The sequence below is a fragment of the Methanobrevibacter sp. genome (assembly GCF_045120835.1).
GTDB lineage: Archaea > Methanobacteriota > Methanobacteria > Methanobacteriales > Methanobacteriaceae > Methanocatella.
On record NZ_JBGVFE010000075.1, the window covers coordinates 1 to 25,331 of the forward strand.

Annotated in this window: 25 protein-coding genes; 23 read left to right on the forward strand and 2 right to left on the reverse strand. The window is 37.7% G+C overall.

The window, feature by feature from the left end:
• Positions 1-302 precede the first annotated feature (302 nt).
• Both ACJMLO_RS06930 and ACJMLO_RS06935 read left to right on the forward strand, forming a co-directional pair.
• Positions 303-1,286, forward strand: a complete 984-nt coding sequence (locus ACJMLO_RS06930) for a beta-ribofuranosylaminobenzene 5'-phosphate synthase (protein WP_405295247.1) — start codon at positions 303-305, stop codon at positions 1,284-1,286.
• Between the two features lie 171 nt (positions 1,287-1,457).
• A complete protein-coding gene (locus tag ACJMLO_RS06935) occupies positions 1,458-2,345 on the forward strand; it encodes a LytS/YhcK type 5TM receptor domain-containing protein (protein WP_405295249.1) in 888 nt (295 codons plus the stop codon).
• A 19-nt stretch (positions 2,346-2,364) separates the two neighbouring features.
• Here ACJMLO_RS06935 and ACJMLO_RS06940 read toward each other — a convergent pair whose 3' ends face one another.
• Both ACJMLO_RS06940 and ACJMLO_RS06945 read right to left on the reverse strand, forming a co-directional pair.
• Entirely contained in the window at positions 2,365-2,796 is a 432-nt protein-coding gene (locus ACJMLO_RS06940) for an acetolactate synthase (protein ID WP_405295251.1), read from the reverse strand.
• Between the two features lie 9 nt (positions 2,797-2,805).
• Entirely contained in the window at positions 2,806-4,107 is a 1,302-nt protein-coding gene (locus tag ACJMLO_RS06945; protein WP_405295253.1) for a phenylacetate--CoA ligase family protein, read from the reverse strand.
• Positions 4,108-4,376: 269 nt separating this feature from the next.
• Here ACJMLO_RS06945 and ACJMLO_RS06950 point away from each other — a divergent pair, with 269 nt between their 5' ends.
• The 21 genes from ACJMLO_RS06950 to rbr form a co-directional block, all read left to right on the forward strand.
• Complete coding sequence (locus ACJMLO_RS06950) at positions 4,377-5,846, forward strand: hypothetical protein (RefSeq protein WP_405295255.1); 1,470 nt, start codon at positions 4,377-4,379, stop codon at positions 5,844-5,846.
• Between the two features lie 192 nt (positions 5,847-6,038).
• Positions 6,039-6,749: a DUF2162 domain-containing protein gene (locus ACJMLO_RS06955; RefSeq protein WP_405295257.1), complete on the forward strand. Its 711-nt coding sequence runs from the start codon at positions 6,039-6,041 to the stop codon at positions 6,747-6,749.
• Between the two features lie 10 nt (positions 6,750-6,759).
• Complete coding sequence (locus ACJMLO_RS06960) at positions 6,760-7,404, forward strand: MotA/TolQ/ExbB proton channel family protein (RefSeq protein ID WP_405295259.1); 645 nt, start codon at positions 6,760-6,762, stop codon at positions 7,402-7,404.
• 7 nt (positions 7,405-7,411) lie between these two features.
• A complete protein-coding gene (locus tag ACJMLO_RS06965; RefSeq protein WP_405295261.1) occupies positions 7,412-7,735 on the forward strand; it encodes a DUF2149 domain-containing protein in 324 nt (107 codons plus the stop codon).
• A gap of 63 nt (positions 7,736-7,798) precedes the next feature.
• Positions 7,799-8,236 carry a hypothetical protein gene (locus ACJMLO_RS06970; protein WP_405295263.1) on the forward strand — a complete coding sequence of 146 codons (438 nt, stop codon included), beginning with the start codon at positions 7,799-7,801 and terminating at the stop codon, positions 8,234-8,236.
• Positions 8,237-8,614: a hypothetical protein gene (locus ACJMLO_RS06975; protein WP_405295265.1), complete on the forward strand. Its 378-nt coding sequence runs from the start codon at positions 8,237-8,239 to the stop codon at positions 8,612-8,614.
• A 58-nt stretch (positions 8,615-8,672) separates the two neighbouring features.
• Positions 8,673-8,990, forward strand: a complete 318-nt coding sequence (locus ACJMLO_RS06980; RefSeq protein WP_405295267.1) for a transcription factor S — start codon at positions 8,673-8,675, stop codon at positions 8,988-8,990.
• A gap of 52 nt (positions 8,991-9,042) precedes the next feature.
• Positions 9,043-9,579, forward strand: coding sequence for a hypothetical protein (locus tag ACJMLO_RS06985; protein WP_405295269.1), 537 nt, complete (start codon positions 9,043-9,045; stop codon positions 9,577-9,579).
• A 239-nt stretch (positions 9,580-9,818) separates the two neighbouring features.
• A complete protein-coding gene (locus ACJMLO_RS06990; protein WP_405295271.1) occupies positions 9,819-11,114 on the forward strand; it encodes a hypothetical protein in 1,296 nt (431 codons plus the stop codon).
• Between the two features lie 255 nt (positions 11,115-11,369).
• On the forward strand, positions 11,370-12,707 hold the full coding sequence (gene glnA / locus ACJMLO_RS06995; protein WP_405295273.1) for a type I glutamate--ammonia ligase: 1,338 nt from the start codon (positions 11,370-11,372) through the stop codon (positions 12,705-12,707).
• Between the two features lie 301 nt (positions 12,708-13,008).
• Positions 13,009-13,926 (forward strand): glutamine amidotransferase, encoded by a 918-nt coding sequence (locus tag ACJMLO_RS07000; RefSeq protein ID WP_405295275.1) that lies wholly within the window; start codon positions 13,009-13,011, stop codon positions 13,924-13,926.
• A 12-nt stretch (positions 13,927-13,938) separates the two neighbouring features.
• Complete coding sequence (locus ACJMLO_RS07005; protein ID WP_405295277.1) at positions 13,939-14,592, forward strand: tributyrin esterase; 654 nt, start codon at positions 13,939-13,941, stop codon at positions 14,590-14,592.
• Between the two features lie 11 nt (positions 14,593-14,603).
• A complete protein-coding gene (locus ACJMLO_RS07010; protein WP_405295279.1) occupies positions 14,604-15,677 on the forward strand; it encodes a Coenzyme F420 hydrogenase/dehydrogenase, beta subunit C-terminal domain in 1,074 nt (357 codons plus the stop codon).
• Entirely contained in the window at positions 15,678-17,159 is a 1,482-nt protein-coding gene (locus ACJMLO_RS07015; RefSeq protein WP_405295281.1) for a glutamate synthase-related protein, read from the forward strand.
• A gap of 22 nt (positions 17,160-17,181) precedes the next feature.
• The gene (locus tag ACJMLO_RS07020) at positions 17,182-19,824 is read left to right on the forward strand and encodes a PEP/pyruvate-binding domain-containing protein (protein WP_405295283.1); all 2,643 of its coding nucleotides are present in this window, start codon (positions 17,182-17,184) and stop codon (positions 19,822-19,824) included.
• A 294-nt stretch (positions 19,825-20,118) separates the two neighbouring features.
• A complete protein-coding gene (locus ACJMLO_RS07025; RefSeq protein WP_405295285.1) occupies positions 20,119-20,589 on the forward strand; it encodes a methylated DNA-protein cysteine methyltransferase in 471 nt (156 codons plus the stop codon).
• A gap of 11 nt (positions 20,590-20,600) precedes the next feature.
• Positions 20,601-22,157, forward strand: a complete 1,557-nt coding sequence (locus tag ACJMLO_RS07030) for a chloride channel protein (RefSeq protein ID WP_405295287.1) — start codon at positions 20,601-20,603, stop codon at positions 22,155-22,157.
• Positions 22,158-22,658, forward strand: a complete 501-nt coding sequence (locus ACJMLO_RS07035) for a nitroreductase family protein (protein ID WP_405295289.1) — start codon at positions 22,158-22,160, stop codon at positions 22,656-22,658. It abuts the gene before it with no gap.
• Between the two features lie 199 nt (positions 22,659-22,857).
• Positions 22,858-23,829, forward strand: a complete 972-nt coding sequence (gene mch / locus ACJMLO_RS07040) for a methenyltetrahydromethanopterin cyclohydrolase (protein WP_405295291.1) — start codon at positions 22,858-22,860, stop codon at positions 23,827-23,829.
• Positions 23,830-23,939: 110 nt separating this feature from the next.
• Positions 23,940-24,770, forward strand: coding sequence for a DUF4013 domain-containing protein (locus ACJMLO_RS07045; RefSeq protein ID WP_405295293.1), 831 nt, complete (start codon positions 23,940-23,942; stop codon positions 24,768-24,770).
• A gap of 100 nt (positions 24,771-24,870) precedes the next feature.
• Positions 24,871-25,331: rubrerythrin (gene rbr / locus ACJMLO_RS07050; RefSeq protein WP_405295295.1), on the forward strand; the 461-nt coding region annotated here is incomplete at its 3' end.

Sequence of the window (25,331 nt, forward strand, 5' to 3'; positions counted from 1 at the left end):
CAATTAGGATTAATACGACACTTACAAGTCAAAACATCAGACATAAAAAACACACACCTAACATTAAATCTATAAAAAAACCCCATCTTTATAAAGGATTTAAATTAGTAACACTACAAAAATTATATATGAATATAATACATATATAAACAAAGTGAGAGAGCATTTGAAAACTAATCTTTAAAAAAAAAGCTTTCATTTTTTGTGAAATTCATCTCCAACCTACAGAGGTCGGAGTATTCTTTCACATATTAGATAAAAAATAGAATATTTAAAAGATAGTTAAATATGGATGTGAAAAAATGATTATTAAAGCACCTTCAAGAATACACATGTCTCTTATAGACTTGAATGGGTCATATAGGAGAGTCGATGGGGGTATTGGTTTGGCATTGGCCGACCCACAATTTATATTGGAAGTTGAGCAAATCGAAACTGGAATAGAACTTGAATTCCTTGACAACATAACAGATGAAGAAGCCATTGAGGAATGCAGAGAAAAGATTCCGGATGCGGCTCAAAAGACAATTGAATACTTTGATATTGATGCTGGTTTTAAGTTTATCGTTCATCAGACATACCCTCCGCATTCAGGATTTGGAAGCGGAACCCAAATTGCAGTTTCAACCGCTCACTTGATTACCGAAACAATGGGAATTGAAGTGGAAAGCCGTGAATTGAGCAGCATTGTCGGTAGAGGGGGAACCTCAGGTATTGGAACCTACACCCATGATTTGGGAGGATTCATTGTCGATGGTGGACACAGCAAAGAGGATAAGCCATTGTTCCTGCCTTCAGGTGCATCCAAGGCAAAGCCTGCAACACTGATTGCAAGATATGACTTTCCAGAAGAATGGAATATCCTTATAGCCATTCCCGAAATAGAAAAGCACATGGAGGGGGACGATGAGGTGGATGTCTTCCAGACATATTGCCCTATTCCAAAAGAGGAAGTTGAACAGGTATCTCACTTGATTTTAATGAATCTCATTCCTTTCATGCTTGAAAAGGACATCAAGAACTTTGGATGGGCAGTAAGCGAACTTCAAAAAGTGGGTTTCAATAAGCTTGAACACTCTCTTGATGACAGTTATCTTCCAACAATGCAGGCAATTGAAGAATTGGGTGCATACGGTGTTGGAATTTCTTCATTCGGACCCGTATTGTATACATTTTTTGATGAGTCAAATGAATTCATTGTTGAGAAAACCAAGGAACTGCTTGGGGACAAAGGTACAGTCTTTGTAACCAAGGCTCAGAATCATGGATTTGTTATTGAAAAATAATAAATTCCTCTTTTTTTAATTTGGGATATTATGCGCAATATTAAAAAGAACAGGTTTAATTATAAGAATATAGGATTGCTTTTGATCTTTCTATTATTGCTGATATCAAATATCGTTTTTTATGCGGCATTAATTAAATATTATTTCTATGCTTCCACGTTTCATATTTCCTTGAATTTTTTGAACAATGTCTTTACTATGGGTTCGGCCATTATAATTTTCGGATTCATTTCGACCAGACTGCCCCAATTTAGAAATCTGGGGGATAGTTCCATTTATGAAATAGGTTATCTGGTTATCATTGGGCTATTGAGCATAATTATTTCATATTTCAACAAGACTACAAATACGGATGCGGTCATCGATCCTTACCTGGATATGTTTAAGGTTTTATCAGTATTGCTGATTGTTTTGATTCTTGCTTCCAAACCGAAGGTCTTTAAGGATCTAATCAACAAAAAGGTTTCAAAAAAGGGTTTGATTTATGGCGTGATTGTATTTACCATTCTGGGATGTCTTGCGTCTGTTTATACAATTCCTGTCAATGAAGCATTTGCAAATGTGAGAAATCTTGTAGTCATGATTGGAAGTTTGATTGGAGGGCCATTTGTAGGAATACCATGTGCGATAATATCAGGGATATTCAGATATTCTATGGGAGGACCGACTGCATTTCCATGTTCTTTGGCCACAGTGCTTGCCGGAGTCTTTGGAAGTCTGATATATCATTTCAGAGATAAGAGATTCCTCAGAGGAATGTCTTCTGTAGTGTTGATGTTTTTATATGTCGGCTTTGAAATGTTTCTGATTATTCTGTTGTCTCCTGAAAATATTTCAATTCCATATATCCACAATATCTATCTTCTGATGTTGTTCGGATCCGTTTTTGGAATGATTCTATTTATAATGATTATCAAAGAAGTTAAAAGCGGAAATGAAATTAACTATGAAGAGCTGAGAATCAATGAGCTTGAAAATACCTTGGATGAATACGGCGATAAAATAGAAAAGTTGGAAGAGGATATTGAAATATTAAAAAAGAAAAATGATTTGGAATAAAAAAAGAAAATCAAAGAAGTTACAGGTTGTAGACTTCTTTGGAAGGAACGATAACTATATTGTTGTCGGTCAATGATTTAATCAGCTTATCGATGTCGTCGGCATGTAAAAGCAAAATGGCTTTGCCTTCTTTTTCATGTGTAAATGCATAAAGATATTCCAGATCAATGCCATTATCTTTAATGATTTTTAATACACTTGTTAGGCCTCCTGGAGTATCGTTCATTTCAACACCGATGATGTCGGTGATTTTTACTAAAAAGCTGTTTTCCTCTAATGCCTCTTTTCCTTTTTCCGGGTCATCCACAACAAGCCTTAAGATACCGAATTCGGAAGTGTCTGCCATGCACATTGCCCTGATGTTAACGTCAGCATCGCTCAATACTTCTAGAGGTTTGGATAAGCTGCCCATTCTGTTCTGTAAAAATATTGATAACTGTTTGATTTTCATAAATATCACCTAATGTAAATTCCTCTCGTCACGCACCCTTTTTGCCTTGCCTTCAAATCTTGGAAGGGTTTTAGGTTCAACAAGGGTCACTTTAACTCTGATACCGGTTTCATTTTCAATTGATTTTCCGATTTTCTGCTGGACTTTCATCATCTCTTTTACGCCATCAAAGAAAATATCCTGTGACGCTTCAACCTGAACTTCAATTTCATCCAGTGTGCCCGGCCTTGTAACTATAATCATATAATGAGGCTCCACATCGCCTGCCTTAAGCAATGCCTTTTCAATCTGTGATGGGAAAATAGCTACGCCTTTTACCTTAATCATGTCATCTGATCTTCCGGTTATTCTGCTCATTCTTGCATGTGTCCTTCCGCATCCGCATTTTTCATAGGTAAGTTTGGTCAGGTCTTTGGTTCTAAATCTGATGACTGGCATTCCTTCCCTTTCCAGGTTAGTCAATACTAACTCTCCGGGAGTGTTTTCCCCTAATGTTTTTCCGGTATTCGGGTCAATAATTTCTGGATAGTAGATGTCTTCTGCAATGTGAAGACCGCTCTGTTCGCCACATTCGACACCTACGCCGGGACCCATAAGTTCGGTCAAACCGTAAATATTATAGGCTTTGCATCCGAAAATATCCTCAACCTTTTGTCTGATTTCTTCAGTCCACATTTCAGCTCCAAAACCTATTGCCTTGATTCCAAGCTCTTTAGGGTCAATTCCATCTTCAATGGCAACTTCACCCAAATGAATTCCGTATGATGGGGTAAAAATCAGGCCGGTTGTTCCAAAGTCGCTCATGATTTCGATTTGTCTTCTGGTCTGGCCGGTTGAAATCGGAATGATTGCCGCACCGACCTTGTGTGAACCGTAGTGAACTCCAAATCCTCCGGTAAACATTCCGTATCCGTGAGTATTCTGCAGAATGTCCTCTTCACCGATGCCCATCATGCTAAGTCCACGGGCAATGGTTTCAGCCCAGGTATCCAGGTCCTTTTCTGTATAGCCTGAAACAACAGGCTTTCCGGTTGTACCTGAAGAGGAGTGCAGTTCCTTGATTTTTTTTATGTCAACTGCAAACAGTCCGAAGGGATAGCTTTCCCTTAAGTCATCTTTTGTTATAAACGGTAATTTCTCGATGTCCTTTAAAGTTTCAATATCTTCTGGAAAAACTTCAGCTTCACTGTATTTTTTATGATAATAGGGTATCTTATCGAAAGCTCTTTTGACAGTGGACTGAAGCTTTTTTAATTGTAATTCTTCAAGATCATCTCTTGACATTGTTTCGATTTCTTCATTCCAAAACATTTTTTGCCTCATTAAAATTGATATATATTATATTTATTTTCATAACCTTAAAACTTTCCAGTCAAATAGTAAGTTTTTTTATAAATAAATTCTATAATATTAACTAGTAATGTGTTTTTATATTTTTTATATAAAAAATAGCTAAAAATGTGTTGCTGTAAATCTAAAGTGGGTATAATTTAGCAATTGACTTATATCCTTAGTAAGGAGAATTTATGAAAAAACATAGTCTAACTATGCTTTTTTTATTAATTTTAACACTATGTTTAATGAGCGTTGTCTCAGCAAGCGATGATTGTGCATTGGTTGAGGAAACCGCATTGTCCATAAATCAGGTCGACGAGCAAATCGCAGTTGCTGATGAGGAATGCTTAGAGGAGTTGAGTGTCTCTGAAAGTGAGGATATTATTGTTTCCAGTTGCAGTGGTGGTGAAATCGTAGAAGATTATGACTCCATCAGTGTTTCCGGTTATGGTAATAACGATCAAGACTCCTTTGGTGTTTATTCATCGCATGAGGATTGCCTTTGTCTTGAAAGTGGAATCGATTTAAACACAGATTCATTTAAAATTAATAATCTAAACATAGAAAGGGATTTATGTGAGATAGATGATTCTTCTTGTGGATATAATAAGGATAATCTTTTAACATTATCTGTTTGTGATTCAATAGTAAATGATGAATCTCTTACAATTGCATTTGATAATAATGACTTAACTGCTCCTTTATGTTATGGTAATACAAGTCCGGAAATTATTGTTGATTGTTTGGATAGTTTAGAGAGCTTGACATCCTCGGTTGATAGTATTGTTGAAGATACAAGGCTTGCTTCAATTCAAGACATTGTTTCAGCTGGACTTGAAAGTGAGCATGTTATGATTCAGGCTTCAAATAATTATCCTCAAAATGATTTAGATTTGCCTCTTGTTAATGCATTAGGCGTTTCAAGAGATTTCGATGATGATGCATTTATTTGTAAAAGTACTAATGCTTCAGGTAAAAAGGCGTCCTTCGCTGTTGGTGTGGTGAATAAATCTAATGGTGGATTAGACCTTGAAAGTGAAAGTAATCAAGAACAGCTGGCTTCAAGTCAAATGGAACAGATTGGTATTGATGCAGTTAGTAAAGCTTTAAGATACTTCAAATCACAAGGTATTGATGTTTCCAAGGATTATTCATATTTATATGTTATGACATCTGCAGGCTATGTTGAGCTTGACGGTCAAAGTACTGACGGGGTTCTTAAGGGAATCTTGAAGGCTCTTGGACCTAAATTCAGCAAAAAACATCTGATCTCTACAGATGACTTATCCAAGAAGGATTTAGTAATCTATTTCATATATACTAACACTGAACATACGGACTACAATTCATATGCTCTGGAATATGATGATTCACAGTTGAGCGTCTCTAAGGATGCGAAAAGAGTTGGTGACGATTTGGCTTGGGATATGGGAATATGTCACTCTGCGGGTCACAGGACCCATGAGCCTCCGGTTGTTCCTCAAAGACATCTGGAAATTACAAATTCCTCAATGAACAATACAAATGTCTCAAAGAAAAATCAAAGCAAGGATAACTCATCTGTAATCAAGGCCAGAATGGTATCAAAAGACGTCAATGCCTCAAAAGAATTTAATGAAGATCCTCACAGGGGAAGTCCGTTAAATATTTTGTATACATTGATTGCTATTGTGATGGTGACTGTAATATTTGGTGTTGGATATAGAAAGCGATAATCAATAATATTTCACATTCGTGAAATATTTTTTTCTATTTTTTTTAATATAAAAGCTTTTTAATGATAAGTTATAGATTTCATATTGATGGTATTCACTATACACATCGAAATGGAATAAAATTTTATATATTCTATTGATAAATATTAAATTGTAATTAATTTATTTTAATTTTAAAATGGAGAATTTACTATGGATATGATGAGTGTTTTGTGGCAGGTTGGAATCTTTGCATCAGTTCTGGTTTTCGGTATAAAAATCGGACTGGCTTCAGGACTGGCCAATTTGTCTAAAAAATTATTTGCCGTAATCTGTATAGCTTATGGTGGGGGTGTTGTTCTTATTTCTGCTATTGCCTCTCTTTACTCAGAGCAATTGGTTCAGGCAATATACAGCTACAATACAATATTCTACATCATCATGGCTTCAATCATGATTATTGCAGGTTTATTTACTATTAGAGAATGGAAGATACATGATAAGAATACATCTACTGCGACTTCTCTAGCTATTATTGCTCCTTGTCCTTGCTGTTTTGGTTCAATTATTGCAAGTGTCCTGATTGTTGCGCCAACAATTGGGGTCACATCCCTTGATTTGAGTTGGTATGCTGCAGCGGCGCTTGTGGCTGTCATGATAGTGACCTATCTGGCTTCAAATACTATAGTGAAAGTAATCAACAGACCTTATCCTATTGTTCTGGGTAATTTCATGCTTTTGCTAGGTGCGTATTTCCTGCTTTCAGCGATTGTGATACCAAATATTGCAGGAGTTTTGTCAAAAACTACAACTCCGATTACAATGGGTTCTCCTCAAGACATACTGATGATAGTTGTAGCATTTGCTATTCTGCTGTTCGGAGGTATTCTCTTAACTAAAAGAGGTAGAAGTATTTTAGAATAGGTGAAGAAATATGGTTTTAAATATACCGGGTGGAGAATTTATAACAGGTTCTCTTGATGTGATATCACAGAGTCTGACAATTCCAGTATTGATTATACTGCTGATAATTGTTATCATTTCCATTATTACATTAGGGGGAGCCATTGCAGAGTATACTTCAAGACGTAAGGTTCCTGTTGGAACAATCAGGGATTTGATTTATGAAATCAATAGGGCCGAATCTGTAGAAAGCTTGAAAAATATAATCGACAATGCCAAAATTCCAAAATCCCAAAAGAAAGTATTGGCTGAAATTGCTTCTTCAAGTGAACTGGGAGATTCCTCAAGGGAAGCTCTTGCACGTAAGCTATTCGAATTTGAAGAAGAAAAGACAATGAACAATCTGCAGAAAACCGATATCATTACTCGTATCGGACCGACATTGGGATTAATGGGTACTTTGATTCCTATGGGTCCTGGTCTTGCTGCATTGGGTGCAGGAGACATCAATACGTTGGCATCATCCCTTACAGTTGCATTCAACACTACTATTGTAGGTATCGGTTCTGGTGCTTTATGTTATGTCATAGGTAAAATAAGATCCGGATGGTATGACAGATACCTGTCCGATTTGGATGCCTTGATTGATGCAGTTCTTGATAAAATGAATAGATAGTGATTTTATGGTAAGAAAACAGGGTAGACGCAGGTCTAAAAGAGTGGAAGAAGACCCAATGGCTGGTACATCTAACCTTGTAGATGCGATGCTGGTTATTGCAGTTGGCTTTTTGGTTTTTGATATCATAAGCTGGAACATGCAGGCAATGATTGATCCTGACAATAACGTTCAAGAACAGATGCAGCAGCAGAAAATGACTGAAGTTGACCAGGGACAGCAGCTGAACGAGACTCCGGATACATCAAACTCATCCGGCCAAGGTTATACCGAAATGGGTAAGGTATATAAGGATCCTGCGACGGGTAAGCTGATAATGGTGGAGGGCTAATCCTTCCACAAAAAACTTTTTTTTTAAAACTTTTTTATATCTTGAGATACAAATATATTATTGATGTTTGACAGTAAATTTTCAAGAGTGCTTATAGTGAATTTTGTAACTGCATCCATAATCACATTCGTTGCATGTTACTTTCTAAAAACTTTTAATATGACAGATGTAATGCACATTGCAAATATCTTCGGTCTGTATTTCCTTGTCATTTTCGGTGTGGACATACTAATCGAATCCGGGGATTTGAAAAATAACCGTGACAGATTTCTTCTTGTCATTGCTCTGATAGTCGTATTTGACTTGATATTCCTTATTTTCACCCCGCTGATATTTGGAAATGTCTTTTCAATAAATGATTACCTTACTTTCATAGTCAACGGAGCAAGATTTGATTTGATTTTAAACACTCCAATTTATCTGATTATTTTTGCGGCTATAATGCTGATTTTCAACTATTTGCTATATCGAAAAGATAAAAAGTTATATGGTAGTGAGTAAGTGAACTATCTTGAATTTTCAAAACTGATGATAATGCATTTTGCAATTGCGGTTGCAATAACCTTCATGGTGGTCTTTGTCCTGTCAACCGTCAAAATTGACAATATTGCCTATCTTGGAGTGCTTTTTGGAATGCTTGTTTTTGCATACTTCGGTGTAAACAGGGCATGTGAGGAGAAGCTAATTGAAGATAACTATCAAAAGATTATTCTGACTATTGTCTGCATAGTAATATTTTACCTGTTTCTGGTATATCTGATGCCTATGGTGTTTGACATGAGCTGTTTCGGGGCAATCAGGATTGGCGGAATAGTCCTTAAGGCAAAAAAGATCTTCATCATAATGTCCATAATTGTGCTGATACTGTCCTGCAGATAATTTTATATGTGGGTTTGATTAAACTAATACTTACGAATTTTTAATGGTGTTTAATAATATGGAATTCTGTCCTGATTGCGGTAAGATGTTAATGCCTAAAAGAGGCAAGATTAAATGTAGATGCGGCTATGAAAAAACCATGACTCATGACGATATTGAGGAGCAGTATACCATGGAGGGCGAAACCAAGCCTCCGGCTGAAGTGATAGTTACAGACAACAACAATGTGGCCCTGCCTACAACCACAATAACCTGCTACAAGTGCGGGGGAACCAAGGGCTACTGGTGGACAGTTCAGACAAGGTCAGCCGATGAGGCGCCGACCAATTTCATACGCTGCGCCAAATGCGGAAACACTTGGAGAAGCTCCAACTGAAAGGACATTTCTTAAAGCATAAGTTTATACATCCCCTAATCAAAATACTATCATGGAAATAAAAATTGATAAAATCGAATCCAATGATTATTATGGCGAAGTTTTGGCCGTAATGTCTAATTATTCAAAACTTGTGAAAAATCCGGCCCAAAAGATAAGGGGATTGAACAGGCAGGCAATTCTTCTTACCGGAATTTCTGTGGTTTTTCTTGCAATCTTTTCAATACTTTATCTGCTCAATCAAAGCTATGCTCCATATCTGTTTGTGATTGCCATATTTTCGATTGCGCTTTTTTTAGGGATAATCTATATTGTTCTAATCAATAGAAGGATTTCAAAGCTTAAAAATAATAATTCGGATAAAAAGCTAATCATTGAAGAGGATCATGTGGAAATGCATATTGGAGATGAACAGTTCACCTTGAACTTTGATGATATGCAGTGGATTATTTTAAACAGGCATTCAATTACTTTTCTTCCAAAGAATAATGATGATAGTTTAATAGCCATTGGAATCAGATATAAAAGTCAGGTAATCAGCAATATTAAAGAGAAAAGCCTAATTGTTGACAATTCCAGTTTGTATTAAATTTGCAATCCCTATTCTCCTACTTTTTTTTAGAAAATTCTTTTTCATAATCTTTTTTTTGTAAAATGCATAATATCAATATCTGTACCTAGATAAAAATTTAAACAAAATTCACTTAAGTTTTCATTATGCTATTTTTAATTCATGTTTTTGAAATAAAATAATAATTTATAAATAACATTATTATTAAATCAAATATTATATTCATTTAGAATATTATTTAATTAGAAGTGGTTTATATGAAGATGAAATATTTGGTTATAGTTAGTTTAATGCTGGCTATTTTAGCAATTGGAGCTGTCAGCGCTGCAGATGATGTTGCATCTGATGATTCACTGGCAGCCGATGATTCAAATGATGTACAAATCGTTGAATCGTCTGTAGATGAGGAGATAATCTCTGGAGATAAAGATTTTGAGGGGGGAGACGTGAATCTGTATATTCTTGATGAGATAGAAACCAATCAATATTCAGCTTTTTCAGGTCTAGCTCAGGTTTATGATGAAGATGGCGTAAATGGTACGGTTTCCATTTCAATCGACAATGTCCAATATTATAATGAGATGTTTGACTCCGGAAGCGAGTATGCCCAAATATATTCTCAATTTCTGGATTTGCCCGACAATCTCAAAACAGGCAATCATACTGTTTTGCTTAGTTACCTGAAAAATGGTGTTTCCAGTCCATATACTTTTAGTCAAAAATCTGAATTCACATTTTCTCCTGCCGTTCTTGCAAATGATGTTGCAGTCGGTGAAACTGCATATGTTTTCATTGATGGAGGTCTTGGAAGTTCAGGTACCGCAACTCTATACAATTTTAATGGAACCGTGGGAAGTACCGTTGCCACAGTTACCCTTGTTGACGGTAAGGCTAAAATCCAGATTAGCGGATTGGCGAAGGGTGAACATCAATATTATCTGAACATGACAGTAAATGGCAAAAACTATGTACGTTATCCTAATATTGAGGTTTGTGAGAATACTGCGGGTTTCTCATCATCAATAAGTTCAACTCAAATCGTTTCCGGAAACAGCGTTGTTGTCAAAGTTAATGGACCTAAATCTAATTCCATGGTATATATCTATATTGATGAAAAGCCTATTAAGGCTGTTTCATTGATATTTGGCGGCTTGAGTGAAAGCATTTCAGGTTTGTCTGTTGGTCAGCACGTAATAAAAGTAGGGCTTGACGAAAACTTAAAGTTCTATTCAAGTTCTTTCACTGTTGATGTTAAAGCTCCTGCTCCTAAGGATACTGTTTCCTTAGTTTTAAAGACCGTAAAAGTTAAAAAATCCGCTAAAAAACTTGTTTTGCAGGCTACATTGAAAATCAACAGCAAGGCAGGTGCCGGCAAAAAGGTTACTTTCACATTCAACGGCAAGAAATTTACAGGTACTGCCAATAAAAATGGTGTTGCAAAGGTAACCGTTAAATCCAAGGTGCTTAAAAAGCTTAAAGTTGGCAAAAAAGTAAAATATCAGGCACAATACTTGAAAACAACTGCTAAAAAAACTGCAAAAGTTAAAAAGTGATTGCAATAGCAATTGCTTTCTTTTTTTTCTTTTTTTTAAATTCGTATAGGCAATAATGCCGACGGATTGTATTATTTTTTTCGGGGGGAATTTTTTGGTTTTACAAAACATTTATATATTAATAGCAATATATTATTAGTCGGAAGGAATGTTCCTTCCGATGAAATATTTATATTAAATTCATTTAGTCAAAAGATTTTTGCTTTCCATATAATTCAACTAAATGGAGATATACTAAAAAAATGATGTGAAAAAATGTCAGCAAAAGATGATAAATTAGACCAAATAATTAAAACAATCGAAGCAAACGATATAAAATTTTTGAAATTAGAACTTTCAGACATTCATGGTTTACCAAAAAGTATGGCAGTGCCTCTTAAAAAAGCCAGTGATGTTGAAGACATTGTAAATGACGGATTATTGTTTGACGGATCCTCAATTGCAGGATTAGCTTCAATCAATGATAGTGATTTACTCGCAAAACCAGACATCGACACCTTTTCAACAATCCCATGGAGGCCTGAAGTACAGGGTACCAGCAGATTCATATGTGATATCTTCACTACAGAAGGAAAACCTTATGACGGAGATCCAAGAGGCGTACTTAAAAAATCCCTGCAGTTAGCAGAAAAAAGAGGATACCAGTTCAATATGGGTCCGGAACCTGAATTCTTTATCATAACAAAAGATGAAAATGGAAACTACGTTCCTGCAGATGAAGCTGAATACTTTGACGTTGAACCGCTAGACCAGGGTACTGACATCAGAAGGGAAATCGTATTAGGTTTAGAAAAACTGGATTTCAATGTGGAAGTAAGCCACCACGAAGTGGCAGCAGGTCAACATGAAGTCGATTTCAAATATGCTGACGCTTTAAAAACAGCTGATGCTGTAATTACATTCAAAGAAGCAGTCAAAGCTGTAGTTAACAACTTAGGATTTAAAGCAACATTCATGCCAAAACCTTTCCTCGGAATTAACGGTAGCGGAATGCACTGTAATCAAAGTCTATTCAAAGACGGCAAAAACATTTTCTATGACCCTGATACCGAAACTCAAATATCACAGGAGGCGTTATACTTCATTGGAGGATTACTTAAACATGCACCGGCTCTATCAGCAATTTTATCTCCAACTGTTAACTCATATAAACGTCTGGTGCCGGGTTATGAAGCACCATGTTACATTGCTTACGGTTTCAAAAACAGGTCAACTTTGTTAAGAATTCCTGCATCTCGCGGATTAGGTACAAGAATCGAATGCAGATCAGCTGACCCATCATGTAACCCATACCTCGCATTTGCTGTATTGCTTGAAGCTGGTTTGGACGGTATGGACAATAAGATTGACCCTGGCGAACCGACTGAAGAAAACCTGTTCGCACTTTCTGAAGATGAGATTGCAGAAAGAGGAATTGGCAACTTGCCGACAAGCCTATGGGAAGCATACCATTCATTAGAAGAGGATGAAGTCATCCAAAACGCTCTTGGTGAAAAAGTATTCAATCAGTTCTACAATATCAAAAGAGCTGAATGGGATTCCTACAGAGTTCAGGTCTTCGATTATGAAAGGGATGAGTACTTGAACGTATAATTTATTCGTATATTGGCGGTTTTGACTGCCAATCCATTTAAATTTTTTGGGAGGTTGTATAAATTAAAAAATGAGGATTTTTGGCAACATATGGGCATATGGTGTAATTTTTGAATTATTGTTATTTATTAAGGCATATGATAAATTTAGAATCAAAATTTCACGATTATTACTATTAAAAGGCATATGGTAATTTTGAATATTTATAAAGGCATATGAAAAGATCAATCGAGTTGTTGATTGAAATTTGTTTTGACTAACTTAAAATGTGCGTATTCCCGATTTGTTTGGAGGTAGAAAAATGTGTGGAATAGCAGGAGTTATATATAAAGATAAAAAAACTCACCCTGTCGGCGAGGCATTAACATCAATGCTTGAATCTCTACAGCACAGAGGTCCGGATTCAGCAGGTTATGCAATCTACGGCAGTTTGGATTTTCCTGAAAATTATTATCAGTTAAACATTGAAGTGAAAAGAAGAAGAGGTACACTAGACAATTTGAAATCACTGTTAAATCAGATAAGTCCTATTTTTGAAGAACAGTTAATCGAGTCTGTAGGGGACTCAGACGTATATAAATGCAAAATAGCATTGGATGAGTATTCTCTTTTAAAACCATGTATTAGAGAAATAGACGAACTGGAAAATGTAAGGGTCATCAACGGTTCACATTCCTTTGAAATGATTAAGGATACCGGAAAGGTAAAGGACATTGCTGAAAGGTTCGACGTTCAAAACAGGATGGGGACACATGGAATAGGCCATACCCGTTTTGCAACCGAAAGTGGCGTTGACCGTTATCATGCACACCCATATCAAAGCTACATCATACCGGACATTACCGTAGTCCACAATGGACAAATCACCAATTACTGGAAAATAAGAGATCCGTTGGAAAGAAAAGGACACACTTTCGAGTCATTCAACGATACCGAGTGCATTGTTCACTATATGGCCGATAAGCTTGACCAGGGATATAAGCTGGAAGAAGCTTTGGACCAGGCTGTAATCGATTTGGATGGTCCTTTTTCAATATTGGTGGGAACACCTGACGGTATAGGCATTGCAAAGGATAAGCTTGGTCTCAGACCGGGGGTAATGGTTGAAACTGATGAGATTTTTGCAGTTGCATCAGAAGAGATGGCATTGCATGATGTTACAGATTCCAATCATATTGAGCAGATATATCCGGGCGAAACAAGGGCCTATACCATCTAAGGGGGTTTGTCTATGAAAGAATATGTTATTGATGCAAGAGATATGGATGAGAAAGAATTGAATCGTACCATAAAGGAACATGCTGCAAATCATGATAAACTCATTATTGAAAATCCCGAATCCAGACACAATATCTGTGCGGGCTTAATCGAGGATGTTGACATCCAGATCAATGGGTCTGCAGGTTATTTTGTTGGGACTATGGCTGAAGGACCAAGGATACACATCAACGGAAATGCCGGCTGGTTTGCTGGAGATAACATGACCGAAGGGGAACTGATTATTGAAGGTACTGCAGGTGATGGTGCAGGACAGGGAATCTATGGTGGAACCGTGCTGGTGAAGGGAAACACCGGATCAAGAACTGGGGAAATCATGAAAGGAGGAACCGTAATAATTGGTGGAAACAGCGGATTCATGACAGGATTGCTCATGATGGGCGGCAGACTCATCATACTTGGTGATGTAACCGATGATGTTGGCGAATCAATTATGAGGGGAAGCATATTTGTTCTGGGTGATGTGAAAAGCCTTGGAAAAAACGCAACCATGAAAGAAACCACATCACAGGACCGAAAGGAGCTGAAAGAAACATTGACAAAATATGCTTTTGAACTGACTGACGAAGATTATGCGAATTTCAAAAAGATTGTTAATATACAATAGGAGCTAAAAAAATGAGTGAACATAGAATAGCCATGGTTGGAACACCATGTGAAATTATGGCTGCATCCAAATTACAGCATTATACCGATAGCCCTATTGATGTTAAATTGGGCTTATTCTGCATGGAGAATTTTTCATACAAATACTTTGAAAATCTCTTGAAGGAGTATGACCTGAAAATGGATGACATTGAAAAATTCCAGATAGCTAAGGGATTTGTATTTTTATTATTAAAAACTAGGCAAACGGTTAAGATACCTTTATCAATAGCCAAAAGGATTATCAGGAAAAACTGCAATATATGTGTTGAACTGACATCAGAAACATCCGATATTTCAATAGGTTCTATAGGATCTGACGACGGCTGGTCAACATTGATTGTCAGAACACAGAAAGGTGATGAAATAGTCAAAGGGGCTCTTGAACAAAAATTCATTGAAGCAAAGGAGCTAACAGAATTTCAGTTCAATTTGCTCAATAACATTGCAGAAAGTAAAATAAGCAAAAACCTCGAAGAAATTGAAAAAAGAGAATTTTTGGCCAGGCCTGTATTGTACCAAAGGGAAAAATCAGACGATTCAATCGCCAATGAAATCTCAGAGTCTGATTTCTCAGACTTAAAATCAAACGTCATAGACATTGGAGCATGTGTGCTCTGCGGTGCCTGTGAATATGCATGTCCGCAGAATCTGATAAAGATTGATGATACAAAACCGATCATGAGAGGGGAATGTCCTGAGGACTGCCATGCATGCTTTGCGGTCTGTCCTAGAACTTTCATACCTGAGGAATTGAGAAATGACAATTCAAAAGCGATAGGCGACTTTATGAAAGTGCTGTCAGTTAAATCCTTAAAGCACAGTCAGGGTCAGGACGGTTCCATTGTCACTACATTGCTGGACTACCTGCTCACTAATGAGATTGTAACCGATGCACTCATTGTTGACAAGGAGGATTACCTTGCATGGAAGCCATATGCAAAGCTTACAAGCGATATTGATGAGGTAATTAAGTCCGGTGGAACAAAATACTCCGTCTGTCCGGTATTCAAACCGTTGGGAAATGTAGATGAGGAGGTGAACTAAATGTCATTTACTGTTGAAAGGAAAATAGAGATATGCAGGCAGAACAATGATAGGCCGGGCTGTTGCTGGTATTTATGTGACAATCCTAAGAAATCCTCATGTAAAAACTGTTATAGCTGTTATTCAAATTGCCCTCACAACGTTTATGAAGTTATTAATGATGAACCCCTTCCTATACACCAGGAAAACTGTGTGGGATGTAAAATCTGTGAAGAGATGTGTCCGACACATGCGATATATGTCAGACCCCTTGTTGATGAGGGAAGAGGAGTATGGTCAAATTCAACAATGGTTGAAATCAAACGTAAAAGTCAAACAGGATCATATAAGGTGCGCGGTTGCGGATTGACCAGAAAAATCCCGACATTTGACGATTTAAGCATATTGCCTGCACAGGTTTCAAGACCTCCTATTGATTCCTACAGGGAAACATGCAAGACTTCAGTGGTGCTTGGGGACAGATTTGCGGAAAATCCTATTGAGATTGACACTCCAATCATGATTGGGGCAATGTCATTCGGTGCATTGAGTAAAGAGGCAAAGATGGCATTGGCTATAGGAAGCAGTAAGGTAGGCTCAATAACCAATACCGGTGAAGGAGGAATGCTTCCTGAAGAAAGGCATTATGCCGATAAGCTGATTGCCCAGTATGCTTCAGGCCGTTTTGGAGTATCTGCACGATATCTGAACAATGCGGAAGCTGTTGAAATCAAGATAGGTCAGGGTGCAAAATCCGGTATGGGAGGACATTTGCTTGCCCATAAGGTAACTGCCGAAGTTGCAAGGGTCAGAAACATTCCCGAAGGAAACTCCGCATTGAGTCCGGCAAGACACATGGATATTGTCGGACCTGAGGATTTGGGTATGAAAATCGACCAATTGAGGGAAATCACTGACTGGAAAATACCTATTATCGTAAAATTTGCAGCGGGTAGAGTGGAACAGGACGTCAAGATTGCAGCAAAAGCGGGTGCAGACATTATTGTAGTTGACGGTATGCAGGGAGGAACCGGTGCCGGACCGGAAGTGGTTACGGAGCATGCGGGTATTCCTACAATAGAGGCGATAGTAAAAGCTGATGATGTTCTTAAGGACATTAATCTAAGAAGTGAAGTAAGTCTTGTGGCTGCAGGAGGAATACGGTCCGGAGCTGATGTGGCAAAAGCAATAGCATTGGGTGCTGATGCAGTATATATAGCTACTTCTGCTCTGATTTCAGTGGGATGTAAGGTTTGCCAATCCTGTTCTGAAGGAATATGTCCTAAAGGAATTGCAACACAGGACAGGGTACTTAGAAGAAGACTCGATCCTGTCAGAAAAGGTCAGCAGGTTGCAAACTATATTGAAGCGATGACTCAGGAAGTAACCTCCTTAACTCAACAGGCAGGAAATACAGATATAGAAAATCTTGAACGTCAGGATTTGGTTGCGTTAACTATGGAAGCTTCACAATTAACTGGAGTGCCGATGGTGAGAAATTAAATTTATATTAGGAGATATTTTTATGGCTGCTTTCGATAGAATCAAATCAGGAATTCCGGGACTTGACAAGGCTTTGGACAATATCCGTTTAGGTGATAATGTAGTATGGAACGTTACTAATCTGAATGAATTTTCCTACTTTGTCGATCCTTATGTAAAACAGGCAAAAGAAGATAACAGGAATCTGATATACATCAGATTTGCCAATCATTCTCCATTGATAGAGATGACTGATGAAGATTTCAAATTGCTTGAAATCGAAAAGAACAATCCTGACGCTGAGTTCTGCATGATCGAGCGTGACGGGATTAAGATATATCAGGTGGACCCATATAAGCAATTCGAAACATTTACCCTGGAAGTCCACAGGATCATTGAAAAGGAAGGATTTGATGCATTCTATGTTTTCGACTGTCTAAGTGACCTTCAGGCGGTCTGGTCTACAGATTTGATGATGGGCAATTTCTTCAGGGTGACATGTCCATTTTTATTCCAGCTCGATACGGTGGCATATTTCCCAATTCTTCGAGGAAGGCATTCCTATGATGCCATAGCCAAGATTCGTGAAACTACCCAACTGTTTTTGAATGTTTATTCAAATTCTCCCGAGGAGGTTTACGTCTCTCCGCTGAAGGTATGGAACAGATACTCTCAAACAATGTTTTTGGGACACAAGTTCAATCCGACAACCGGTTTCGTCAAGGTTTTGCAGGACGGTCAGGAGGTCAGCAAATACTACAAGACCATCAATTCGGACAAATATCACAATGAACAGACCTTGGACAGTTGGGAAAGGTATATGCTTCAGGTCAGAAGGGAGTATGGGGAAGGCAAGAACATCGATGAGGAGTGCGACAAGATTTGTGAGCTCATGATGACCAAAGATGAAAAGATGCTTTCCAAAATCAAGGAATATTTCACCTTTGAGGATTATGTCACAATCTATGACCGCCGTGTAGGAAGTGGACTGGTAGGGGGCAAGTCCTGCGGTATGCTTCTTGCAAGAAAAATCATTGAAAGGAACTGCCCTGACTTATACAATAATACTTTCGAGCCGGATGATTCCTTTTACATCGGTTCAGACCTCTTCTACACATACATAGTTTCAAATGATTTGTGGGACATCCGTGTTAAACAGAGAACTGAAGAGGGCTATTACAAGTATGGAAAAGAGCTTGAGGAAGGTCTTAAAACCGGTACATTTTCAGATGAGATTAAAAAGGAATTCATACGCATCCTGGATTATTTCGGACAGAACCCGATCATTGTCCGCTCAAGTAGTTTTCTTGAGGACGGCTACGGAAATGCATTTGCGGGAAAGTATGAATCTGTATTTTGCGTAAACAGAGGAACTCTTGAAGAGCGTTTGGCAGCTTTTGAAGATGCTGTAAAGGTGGTATATTCAAGTACCATGAACATTTCCGCTTTGGAATACAGGAAACTGAACGGCTTGGATGACACCGATGAGCAGATGGCTCTTTTGGTTCAAAGGGTTTCTGGATCTTATTATGACGACTATTTCTTCCCGACCGCAGCAGGTGTCGGATTTTCATACAGTCCGTATTCTCCACTTCCCGACATGGACAACAGCAAGGGAATGCTGAGACTTGTTATGGGTCTTGGTACAAAGGCTGTTGACAGGACAAAAAAGGATTATCCAAGAATCATCAATCTTGACAAGCCTGAAGTAACTCTGATGAAGGATATAAAGGAAAAGCACAGGTATTCCCAACATTATCTTGACGTCATCGATTTGAAAAACATCAGCCTCCATGATGTTCCTGTTGATGAGGGTCTCGACATTATTCCAAAATATGCAAAAAAGGTCCTTATTGAACATGACAAGGAAGCAGAGAGAATGTTTCGTGAACGTGGACAACGTCGTGAAATAGTCTTTGTCAACTGTGAGGGAATAGTGAAGAATAAGGAATTCATTGAGGACATGAAGGAAATCTTGAAGACATTGGAAACCGCATATGACTATCCGGTCGACATCGAATACACCGTTAACTTCGGTGAGGACAGCTCATTCAACATCAATCTGTTGCAATGCCGTCCGCTTCAGGTTTCAACAAACAATGAAGCTATTGAAATGCCTGAGGACAAAAACGTTTTCTTCCACATCAGGGAAGCCTCCATGGGAATGTCAAGAAAGAACAAGATTGACACAATCTGTTATGTTGATCCTCACAAGTATTACGAATATCCTTATGCACAGAAAAGCTCAATTTCTAGGGTAATAAGCGATGTAAACACTTACTGCAAGAACAATGGAAAAACAGCCATTCTAATAGTCCCTGGAAGAATCGGTACTTCCTCTCCAGAACTGGGCATTCCTGTGGTCTTTGCGGATATCAGCCATTTTTCAGCAATTCTTGAGGAATCATACAGTGAGGTCGGCTATATGCCGGAATTGTCCTTTGGAAGCCATATGTTCCAGGACTTGGTTGAAGCTGAAATATACTATGGGGCTTTATTTGAGAACGAGAAAAAAATAGAATTCAACAAGGACATGATTTTTGACTATCCGAATATCCTAAATGATATCAGTCCCAATTTGAATGATGAAATCTATGATATGATACAGGTCATAGACTTTGATGAGGATAAGGCGGAATTATATCATGATATGAATAAGGATGAAACAATGTGTATCTTCAAATAGTTGGATAATGGATAACATTTCATTATTCTAGGGCAGGCGGGTGGGACATATGCCTTTTTATTTGAAATAATTCTTTTTGCACAAAAAAGATTTATCAGATAAAACAAAAATGTATGACAAAAATCCGATGTGATTACGGCCCCATTTTCAAATGGGGTTGCTTTTCACATTTTTTTTAAAATATCTCAATAAGAGTTAATTCAACTTTTTCTAATTTCTGCATTAATCGGCTTTGATGAAATCTTTTTATAGGACTTTTTTTAGAAATAATTCCAATACTCGATAGGTGATGTTATGGCACGAAAAAGCTTCAATGAAAAATTAAAAGACTCTAAAGACATGCCTAAAATTGTTGAAATTGCAGATGAAAAATCCATTGAAAGGTATGGTGGAAAAAACATGCTGATTGCACCGCCACTGGCTTACAATGAAATAATGGCCAGAATACCTGAAGGCCGGTTAGTTACGGCTAGAGAGATTAGGGAGTTTCTGGCAAATGAACATGGTGCTGATTTCACCTGTCCCATGACTGCTGGAATATTCATCAGCCTCTCCGCTCAGGCAAGCTGTGAGAGAAATGATGACAGGATTCCATTCTGGAGAACTTTGAAAACTGATGGTGAGCTGAATCCGAAATATCCCGGAGGAATCGAATATCAAAAGAAAAAACTGCTCAGTGAAGGCCATGAGATTTTCACTCGGGGAAGAAAAAACATAAGGTATTTTGTTGAGGATTATGAAAATTTCTTATATGATTTAAAATAAATATTATTTCAATGAAATCTCTTGAAAAAACATTAAGGTCTCTAAGCGAAAACCCAAAATATATTTTCAAACTGACCATCCAGGGAGTTATGGTGGGCATATTTGCAGGTTTGATGGTATGTCTGTATAGGTTTTTACTTGCTGGCTCTGAAAATGTTTTAAGAGGTTATCTAAGCATTATACAGTCAAATGTACTGTATATTATTCTATTTTTTGCGGCTCTTGCAGTGATGGGACTGTTGATAGATTGGCTGACAAGATGGGAAAAGGATTCTGCAGGAAGCGGAATACCTCAGGTTTACGCTGAAGTAAAGGGCCATATGGAAGCCAATTGGGCAAAGGTTCTGTTTTCAAAAATTGCTGCAGGGGTTTTGACTGCATTGGGTGGTCTGTCACTTGGTCCTGAAGGTCCGTCAGTTCAGATAGGAGGTATGGCTGGAAAAGGCATTGCCAAACTCTTCAAAGGTTCAAAAACCGATGAGCTGAGGCTGATTCTTGTCGGTTCTGCAGTAGGTATAACGGCCGCTTTCAATGCTCCATTGGCAGGAGTCATCTTTGTTTTTGAAGAGATAAATCATGGATTCGACAAAACATTGGTTTTCATTGCGCTTGTCTCGGCAATCGTGTCAGATTTCATCTCAAAGGCAATATTTGGCCAGGCAACGATATTGTCATTTCCGATATATGACATTCCACTTGAATCATATTGGGTGTTGATTGTTTTGGGAATTGTTATTGGCCTTTTGGGATATGCCTATAATGTGGGCATGATCAAATCCAGTGATGTTGTTTCCAGGCTTAAGATTCCTTCATGGCTTAAATTCGTATTGGTGTTTATGGTATCGGGTGCAGTGGCCCTGACAATTCCGGAAATAAGTGACGGAGGTCACTTCATGATGGATATGCTGAATATGGCCCTTCCATCTCTCGGCGTTTTGGTATTTCTGCTTTTGATGAAATACCTATTTTCAATGTTTTCATTCTCTTCAGGAGCTCCGGGAGGCATATTCCTGCCGATTCTGGTATTGGGTGCATATATTGGGGCGGTATTCGGCAGCATATTTGTGCCGGCATTGGGTCTGCAGCATGACCTGATTTACAGGTTCATTGTCATTTCAATGGCAGGATTTTTCGCAGCTACCGTAAGGTCCCCAATTACTGGAATAGTCCTTTTGGCGGAAATGTCCGGCTCAACGGAATCCCTTGTGGCAATGGTTATCGTATCTCTAATAGCATATGTGGTTCCGACACTTATGGGAAATGAGCCTATTTATGAATCCCTGTATGACAGACTGCTTCGCAGCAAAAAGGAGGAGTACGTTAAAAAACCTTCAAAGCATGTTTTAAGCGAATACATTGTTCCTCTGGACTGCAATTACCTCAACTTTAAAATAAAGGACATTCCATTTCCAAAAAATGCAATTGTCGTATCAGTAATTAGGAACGGAAAGTATGTGATTGCAAATGAGGATTTCCACATTCAGTATGGTGACCAGATTCATATTTTAACGGACAGCAATGATTATCCTTATGTTAGAGAAGAGATTGAGGAGTTATTCGGTGATTAGATGAGTTTGATTTTTAAAAGGCACAGTGTACGCAAATTTACGGGCGAAAAAGTCTCAGACGAAAAGATTGAAAGCTTACTGAAGGCGGGAATGCAGGCCCCTTCTTCCTGCAATGCTCAGCCTTGGGAGTTCATTGTCATCTCAAAAAGTGAGGATAAGCAGGCCATTTCTGAAATGCACAGATTTGCAAAACCGGCTTGCGATGCTTCCCATCTTATTGTCACAATAGGCAATCTGAATGAGGCAAAGGTGATTGGGATGATAGAACAGGACCTTGGGGCATGCAATGAGAATATTCTGCTTCAGGCAACTCATGAAGGGTTGGGTGCCGTATGGTTGGGATTTCATCCGATTGAAGACCGTACATTAAGGTTAAAAAGGTATTTGAACATTCCTGATTATTGCATTCCGTTTTCTGTGATTTGTGTTGGCTATCCTGCCGGCGAAGGTGAAGTTAAACTTCGCTATGATGAATCCAAGGTTCATTTTGACAGATATTAGGCCTATGGCAATACGCCAGTCAAAATGTCCATTTAATTAATATGATGTACTGTTTAAGTTTTGATTATTATTGAAATAATCGCTGTAATCTGAATATTGTAGTGCTAAAAAGATTTAGTCAAGTTTAAATAAGAATAAGTATAAATTTTTACACAATAACTTAAATTGTTTTAAGTTAAATTTTTTAGAGGTTAAAACTATGGTAAGTGTAAACGTAGAAGCTAAAAAAACCGTAGATGTAATGATTGAAAAAGCAGATGAATTAAACATCGCTGTTGCCACTTTAGATAATGGCGCTACTGTTATCGACTGTGGTGTTAATGTTGATGGAAGTTTTAAAGCAGGAGAACTTTATACTAAAGTTTGTCTTGGTGGACTTGCAGATGTTGGAATTTCAATTCCTGGAGATTTGTCTGAAAAATTCGCACTTCCTTCAGTAAAAATCAAAACTGATTCACCTTCAATTTCAACCTTAGGTTCCCAAAAAGCAGGTTGGTCTGTTTCTGTTGGCGATTTCTTCGCATTAGGTTCCGGACCTGCAAGAGCAATCGCTTTAAAACCTGCAGAAACCTATGAAGAAATCGGATATGAAGACAAAGATGCTGATTTGGCAATTTTGACTTTGGAAGCTGATGTATTGCCTGGTGAAGATGTAGCCCAATACATTGCCGATGAATGTGATGTCGACGTTAAAGATGTTTACTTGCTTGTAGCTCCTACTTCTTCTCTTGTTGGATCTATTCAAATCTCCGGTAGGGTAGTTGAAAACGGAACTTACAAAATGTTGGAATTCATCAAATTCGATGTAACCAAAGTAAAACATGCAGCAGGTATCGCACCGATTGCACCTGTTGACCCTGATGGACTTAAGGCTATGGGTAAAACCAACGATGCAGTACTGTTCGGTGGAAGAACCTACTACTATGTAGAGTCTGAAGAAGATGATGATATCGCTAATGTTGCAGCTCAATTGCCATCTTCCGCTGCTGACGGATATGGTAAACCGTTCTTCGATGTATTCAAGGAAGCCGGATTTGATTTCTACCAAATCGACAAGGGAATGTTTGCCCCTGCTGAAGTAGTAATCAATGATTTAACTACTGGTAAAATTTACAAAGAAGGATTCGTTAACGCAGAATTGCTTAAGAAATCCTTCGGTGTGGATGAATAATTTTATTCATCTTCTTTTCTTTTCTTTTCTTTTTTTTGCAGATTTTTTTAGATAGATTAATATATTTTAAATATCAATGTATTATTGTCTAATATTAGAGGTGAATTTTTATGGAAATAATGGAAATTATAAAAGAATCATTGATTTTTCCTTCAAATGATTTAGCAAAACTTGCAATATATATTGCATTAACATTTGCTGCCGGAATTTTGGCAGTTTTGGGCATTGTCCTATTTGCAATAGGTGCATATGATAATATAGGTTTTTCAATTATTGGTGCAATCGTATTTATAGCTGGACTAATTATAATTTTTATATTGACAGGATATCTGGTAAGCATCGTCAAATCCGGAATTGATCAGGCGGATGCGGCACCGGAATTTGTCTGGAAAGAAAACCTGATTGTAGGTATCAAATTCGTAATCATGAATATCGTTTACTTTATCATTCCTGCAATCGTTGTTTTGATTGTTGGTTGGGCTACAAACTTATTTGGAAACGCAATTTCAATATTTAACCAGATAATGATTGCCAATATGATGGCTCCGGCAAATACAACTGTGATGATTTCAGAAGTTGTCCCGCAATCCCAATTCGTTGCACTTGGAACCGCCATGATTATTACAGGAATCATTGCATTCATTTTGTTCCTGATTTTTGCTTTCCTCCAGACAATGGGTGAAGCAAGACTCGCCAATACCGGAAGCCTTGGAAGCTCAGTGAATATTGTTGAATCCTTTAAGGATATTGGAAGAATAGGATGGGGAAAAGTTATTGCAGTTGTACTCCTAATTTTTATTATAATTGCAGTCATTAATGTCATTATAAATGGACTTAACAGTTATATAACTGGATTCAGCATTCTTTCAATTATCGTAACTCCATATTTAACATTCTTTGCTTCTAGAGCAACAGGACTGTTATATTCTGATATAGCTTAATTTCTAAGCTATATTTTTATTTTTTTTTCATTTTGTTCAAATTTTTTAAAAAACTTTTTTAATAAGAATAGTTATATAATATATTATTGGAGATGTTATTATGGCTGATTTAAAAGGCACAAAAACTGAAGAAAATTTAAAATTCGCATTCGCTGGTGAGTCACAGGCTCACACCAAATACCAATACTTTGCTGCAAAAGCAAAAGAAGAAGGATATGTCCAGATTCACGACATATTCATGGAAACTTCCAAAAACGAAAGGGAACATGCTAAAATCTGGTTCAAATTATTGCATGATGAAGAAATTCCAGACACAATAGCAAACCTCAATGCTGCAGCAGACGGTGAAAACGAAGAATGGACACAAATGTACAAAGAATTCGCTGAAACCGCTAAGGAAGAAGGTTTCCCAATGATTGCATTTTTGTTTGAAAAAGTAGGTGCAATTGAAAAAGAGCATGAAGAAAGATACAGAACTCTGCTTGCAAACGTTGAAAACGACGCAGTATTCAACAAAGAAGCAGACATTGAATGGAAATGTGAAAACTGTGGATTTGTTTT